Annotated in this window: 8 protein-coding genes; 7 read left to right on the forward strand and 1 reads right to left on the reverse strand. The window is 74.0% G+C overall.

Annotation, left to right across the window (positions count from 1 at the left end):
• Window positions 1-273 precede the first annotated feature (273 nt).
• The 6 genes from ACOJTC_RS31470 (at window position 274) to ACOJTC_RS31495 (ending at window position 3,990) form a co-directional block, all read left to right on the forward strand.
• Complete coding sequence (locus ACOJTC_RS31470; RefSeq protein WP_420119602.1) at window positions 274-576, forward strand: antibiotic biosynthesis monooxygenase family protein; 303 nt, start codon at window positions 274-276, stop codon at window positions 574-576.
• Window positions 577-791: 215 nt separating this feature from the next.
• Entirely contained in the window at window positions 792-1,187 is a 396-nt protein-coding gene (locus ACOJTC_RS31475; RefSeq protein ID WP_420119603.1) for a DNA-binding protein, read from the forward strand.
• Entirely contained in the window at window positions 1,184-2,329 is a 1,146-nt protein-coding gene (locus ACOJTC_RS31480) for a PEP/pyruvate-binding domain-containing protein (protein WP_420119604.1), read from the forward strand. The genes ACOJTC_RS31475 and ACOJTC_RS31480 overlap by 4 nt, the downstream gene beginning before the upstream one ends.
• The gene (locus tag ACOJTC_RS31485; RefSeq protein ID WP_420119605.1) at window positions 2,326-2,904 is read left to right on the forward strand and encodes a transcriptional regulator; all 579 of its coding nucleotides are present in this window, start codon (window positions 2,326-2,328) and stop codon (window positions 2,902-2,904) included. Before ACOJTC_RS31480 ends, ACOJTC_RS31485 begins: the two co-directional genes overlap by 4 nt.
• Window positions 2,905-3,027: 123 nt before the next feature.
• A complete protein-coding gene (locus ACOJTC_RS31490; RefSeq protein ID WP_420119606.1) occupies window positions 3,028-3,546 on the forward strand; it encodes a hypothetical protein in 519 nt (172 codons plus the stop codon).
• 81 nt (window positions 3,547-3,627) lie between these two features.
• Window positions 3,628-3,990, forward strand: coding sequence for a hypothetical protein (locus tag ACOJTC_RS31495; RefSeq protein ID WP_420119607.1), 363 nt, complete (start codon window positions 3,628-3,630; stop codon window positions 3,988-3,990).
• A gap of 51 nt (window positions 3,991-4,041) precedes the next feature.
• On the opposite strand, the gene ACOJTC_RS31500 is transcribed toward ACOJTC_RS31495, so the two are convergent.
• Window positions 4,042-4,716, reverse strand: a complete 675-nt coding sequence (locus ACOJTC_RS31500) for a hypothetical protein (RefSeq protein ID WP_420119608.1) — start codon at window positions 4,714-4,716, stop codon at window positions 4,042-4,044.
• Between the two features lie 167 nt (window positions 4,717-4,883).
• Here ACOJTC_RS31500 and ACOJTC_RS31505 point away from each other — a divergent pair, with 167 nt between their 5' ends.
• A complete protein-coding gene (locus tag ACOJTC_RS31505) occupies window positions 4,884-5,513 on the forward strand; it encodes a DUF4291 domain-containing protein (RefSeq protein WP_420119609.1) in 630 nt (209 codons plus the stop codon).
• The last annotated feature ends 92 nt before the right edge of the window (window positions 5,514-5,605 follow it).

A 5,605-nucleotide genomic window follows, 5' to 3' on the forward strand; every position in this document is an offset into this window, starting at 1 on the left:
CGGGTCACCGGGTCTGACGGCCCCGGGTGGCCCGGCACGGCGTCAGGCGGCACCTCTGCTCCCTCCCCCGGCCGGCGCGACGACCGTCGCGCGCCGCCCACGGCTATCGGATCACGTCCGGCGCGGCGGGCACCGCCTGACAGTTCGCCGACCGGCGTCGTCTACCTCACAGAGCGGGCGGTCCCGTCCGCTCACCCGGCAGCTCCACGCGGCGTCGGGTGCGGCCCGCCGTGGCGGCACCACCCGTGGGGAGCGCGTGCGAAGGAGAAGGCGATGTCCGACCCCGTCACGTTCGTCAACGTCATCGACGTCGACCCGTCCCGGCAGCAGGAGGTGATCGACCTGCTGGTCGAGGGCACCGAGAAGGTGGTGTCCCGGCGGCCCGGTTTCGTCTCGGTCACCCTGCTCGCCAGCCTCGACCGGACCCGCGTCGTCAACGTCGCCCGGTGGCGTAGCGCCGACGACGTCCGGGCCACCCAGGCCGACCCCGAGGCGGCCGAGTACGCCCGGCGGACCGCCGCGCTCGCCCAGGCCAGCCCCGGTCTCTACACCGTCGTCGGCGAGTTCACCGCGTGACCGTCGCGGCCTGACGACCGGCGGCCGGCTGCCCCCCGGGAGCGGCGTGGGGTTGCCCCGGCGGCCCGGCCGCTCTCGGCGTGTCGCCCGGCCGGCGTCGACGTGCGCCCGGCCGGGTAGCCGGCGCCCGGTGGTGCCCGGCCCACCCGGCCGGGTACCACCGGATCTTTCAACAGTCTGTTGACAAACAGAGTGTTGAAGCACAGGCTGACGACGTGCACGGGGACGAGGGGCAGCAGAGCGCGGCCGACGCCGAGCGGTGGGCGCGCAGGCGGTTGACCGACCGCGGCGGTCGGGACCTGCCGCGGTTGCCCTGGCTGGCCGAGGGGCAGCCGCACGACGCGACCACGTTGATCCGCCAGGCACTGTGGCGGGCCAACACCGACCGGGACGCGCTGGAGCTGCCCGAGGACCTGCTGGCGGCGATCGCGCTGCTGGCCGCCGCCCGGGCCGAACTGGACCAGCTCGAGGCCGGCCTGCTCTTCGTCGCCCGCGCGGAGGGGCTGACCTGGGCGCAGATCGCCCGTCCGCTGGGTCTGCGGACCGCCCAGGCGGCACAGCAGCGGCACGAGCGGGTGCTGTCGCGCCGCAGTGCCGACGCCGGTCCGTGAGCATCGTCGCGCTCGCCGACGCCGACGCCTCGTGCGGCCGGAAGGCGTACCGGCTCGGCGTCGCGCTGCGCGCCGGGCTGCGCGTACCGGACGGGTTCGTCGTCACCGGTCCGGCGGTCGACCCGCGGCGGATCGCCGGGCAGCTGGACCGGCTGGGCAGCGGGGCGGTCGCGGTCAGGTCGTCGGGGCTGGCCGAGGACGCGTCGACGGTGTCGTTCGCCGGGCAGTTGGAGACCGTCCTGGGTGCCCGCAGCCTCGACGACGTCCTGGGCGCGGTGCGCCGGTGCGCCGCCTCACCGGGTACGGAACGGGCGCGCAGCTACCGGGCACGTCTCGACCTCGGTGACGACGGGCCGGCCGCCGCACCGGTACTGGTGCAGGCCCTCGTCGAGGCCGACCACGCGGGCGTGCTGTTCACCCGGGACCCCCGCACCGGCGGCGACGCGGTGGTGATCAACGCTTCCTGGGGCCTCGGCGAGTCCGTCGTCGCCGGCGCGGTGACCCCCGACGAGGTGATCGTGACCGGCCCGACCGACGTCGTCCGGCTCACCGTGGGGGCCAAGCAGACCCGGCTCGACCTGCGCCGGCACGGTCTGGTGCGGTCCCCCGTCGCCGACGCGGACCGGGCCCGCAGCTGCGTGCGGCCCGACGAGGTGCCGCGACTGGTCGCCCTCGGCCGGCACGCCGAGGACCTCTTCGGCCCCGCCCTGGACATCGAGTGGGCGGTCGCCGACGACCGGATCTGGCTGGTGCAGGCCCGCCCGATCACCGCCCTGGGCGGCGCGGCACCCACCGACGACCCGGCGACGACCACTCCGGTGGTCACCGGTGTGCCCAGCAGTCCCGGCCGGGCCCGGGGGCCGGCCCGCCTCGTCCGCTCGGTGGAGGATTTCCACCGGGTGCGGCCCGGCGACATCCTGGTGTGCCGGACCACCGACCCGGCCTGGACCCCGCTGTTCGGGCTCGCCGCCGCCGTCGTCACCGAGACCGGTGGCATCCTCAGCCACGCGGCCATCGTCGCCCGGGAGTTCGGCATCCCCGCCGTCGTCGGCGTCGACCGGGCGATGACCGCCCTGACCGACGGCGAACCGGTCACCGTCGACGGCACCATCGGCACCGTCACCGTAGGGCACCACCGGTGACCCACCCGTCACCGACCGACCTGCTCGTGTTGCACGCGGTACGACTCACCGGCTTCGCCGACAGCCCCACCGTCGCCGCCCGGTTCGACCTCGACCCCGACCAGACCCACGAGGACCTCCTCGACGCCCAGGCGTACGGCTGGGTCGGCAGATCGTCCTTCGCCGGGCAGGCCGGATGGTCGCTCACCACGGCGGGACGCCGGCGCAACGAGGCGCAACTGCGCGCCGAACTCGACCGGGTCCGTGCCCACGGCACCGTCGCCGACGCCCACGAACTCTTCCTGACCCTCAACGGCCGGGCGACCCGGGTCTTCACCGCCTGGCAGCTGCGACCGGGCGAGGCCACCGGGACGCTGCGTCAGCTTGCCGGACTCGCCGACGAACTCCGCGACCTCGAACGACACCTGGCCGCGTGCCTGGCCCGCTTCGGCGGCTACCACGACCGGTTCACCCGGGCGCTCACCCGGGCCGGCGACGATCCGGCGTGGATCACCGGCGTGCAGGTCGACTCGTGCCACCACGTCTGGTTCGAACTCCACGAGGACCTGATCGCCACCCTCGGCATCACCCGCTGACCGCACCACGCACCGACGCCCGCAACCGGCACGGTACTGGGACACTGCGCGCATGAGTCAGGGTGTGCCGGCGTGCCGGACGACGAGGTGGTGGAGCGCGTTGCGGATCATCCTGGTTCTGCTGTGGCTGCTCGGGGCCGCGACGACGTGGTCGACCGGGTGTACTGGACGGACACCGACCGGTTCGGACAGGTGAGCACCACCGGTGCCGTCGGGCAGGAGAGCTATCCCGGACCCGGTGCCGTCGGCATCGCGCAGGAGTTGCGGGCCGCCGGGCTCGAACACCGCGCCGGTAACCTCAACGCACCGGTGTCCGTCCTCGGCGGAACCGGCGTCCTCCTCGCCGTCGTCGCGCTCGTCGTCGTGGTCACCGGCCCGGCGCCGGTCCGGGGCACCCGGTGGTACTGGTTCTGGTTGATCTTCCTCAGTCCGTGGGGTCTCGGACTGCTGCTCTGGACGGCCCGGGAGCGGCCGTGGTCACGGTCTGCGGCGGCGGTGGCCGCGCGGAACCCGACATACCCGCGGGACCGGGGCGTTCTCGGCTTCGGCTTCGGCATACTCGCGTCGGTTCTGCTCGGTGCCGTCCTGTTGATCCTCCATGACGTGCTGGGCGACTGGTGGGTGCCGCGACCTGACGCCTAGCAGCGCGCGGTCCGCCCCGGTGCCGGCCGACGCAGGTCCGATCGGCCCTCGGAAGCGACCGGAGTGCGGCACAATGCGCCCATGACCTCCACCGGATCGTCGCGGCTGTCGTTGTGGTCCACCGACTCGGTGTTGTCGATCGGGTCGCGGGGCTCGGTGCTGTCCATCGGCAGCGTCGGCTCGATCGCCTCCGTCGGCAGCGTCGGCTCCGCCGGATCGGTGCTGTCCATCGGGTCGGCGCTCTCGGTCGGGTCGGCCCTGGCGTGGCGGTCCCGCTGGTCGTTGCTGGCCGACCGTTCCTCGGGGGTCGCGATGGGTTCCCGCGCGAGCGCCCACGCCCTGGTCGGTCCGTCGGCGACGGTGGCTGCCGTGGCGCTGGCCGCCTACGCCGGCTACCTGCTGGCGCGCGGCCGCCGACCGGACGACGGCCGTCGGGGACGGTGACGTCACCCGGGCCGGCGGGGCCGCGTCGCCGCTGTCCGCTCCCGGGCCGGGTCAGCAGTTGCCGATCTCGTCGGTGCGCGTCACCGCCGCCGACGTGAGCGGCTCGCCCGGTACATCGGGGACCGAGTAGGGCGCTCCGTCGTGCTTCGCGAGTTCCCTGGCGTACGCGTTGCCGACGAGGAAGACGTGCAGTTCGAAGCGCTGCCCCGGCGACCTCTCGTCGCCGACGACGACCCGGTTGGCCTGCCAGCTGTGCGGGGTGGGAAAGCGCAGCGGCTGCTCGTAGAAGTAGGTCCCGCCGGCCGGGCGGACGAAGAGCACGGCGGTGCGGCCGGCCGGCGGCTCGTCCCCCGTGCCGGAGACGTCCGAGCAGTTCGGCACCACCGTCGCGCTGGTGATCGCGAACCGCACCGTCGGCGTCCTACTCACGGTCGGAGCGACCGTCGGCGGCGGTGTCCGGGTGGGAGGAGGGCTGCCCGGTGTCGTCGATGCCGTGGGGGTGGCCGGCGGGCTCGGTGGGTCGGTCGGCTCCGGCGTCCCGGGTGGACCTGTCGTCGGTTGCGGCGGTGTGGTGGAGCCGGCCGTAGATTCGGACGCCGCCGGTGTCTCCTTGGTGGCGGCGAGGTACGCCGGCACCGCAGCGATGACACCCACGACCAGTGTGACCAGCGCGCTGAGCGCCGCCACCTGTTCGGCGGGTTTCAACGTCCGCCACCATCGGTGCACACCCGCCCTCCTGGCCCGCCACCATCGCCGCATGCCCACCCTCCTACGTCGACGGACACCTGCTTGCAGTGAACACCGCACGGGCAACACGGACCCTCGTCCAGATGGGGTCGACGGGCGCGGAATCCGGGTGGACCGGTCGGGTCCTGATCGTCGAGGATCGGCGGGTGTCCGTTCCCGTACGTCAGATCCGTGCCCGCCACACCGCCACGACCGTCACCGTGTACCAGGCGTACCCACCCGGCATCGCGGTGCCGGCGGTGGCCGCCGGCCGTTTCGTGGCCCCCTTCAAGCGGGAGCGGATGACGTGGATCAAGCCGTCGTTCCTGTGGATGATGTACCGCTGCGGCTGGGCGACGAAGCCCGGGCAGGAGCGCGTGCTGTCCATCGAGATCACGCGGGCGGGGTTCGAGTGGGCGCTGGCCCGGGCCTGCCTGAGTCACTACGACCGTGACCTGCACGGCGACCGGGAGAACTGGTCACGGCAGTTGCGGACCAGTCCGGTCCGGGTGCAGTGGGACCCGGAGCGTTCGCTGCGGCTGGCCGCGTTGCCGTACCGCTCGTTGCAGGTCGGGCTGTCCGGCGAGGCTGTCGACCGGTACGTCGACGACTGGATCGTCGCGGTCGAGGACGTCACCGCCACCGTCGGGCAGATCCGGGACCTGCTGCGCCGGGGTGACGAGCAGGCGGCGGCAGCACGCCTGCCCGTCGAACACGTCTATCCACTTCCGGACGGGATCGCGGACGGCCTCGCCGCCAGTCCCACCGAGAATCCCGACCGGCGGCACCGGCAGTGACAGCCGACCTGCCGCGACCCTGACCGCAACAGGTCGACCCACCCACCGGCACCCCGGCGTGGCCCGCGGCGGGCCCGCCCCCGGGGCGCGGG

This window comes from Micromonospora sp. (assembly GCF_048594385.1).
Lineage (GTDB): Bacteria > Actinomycetota > Actinomycetes > Mycobacteriales > Micromonosporaceae > Micromonospora > Micromonospora wenchangensis.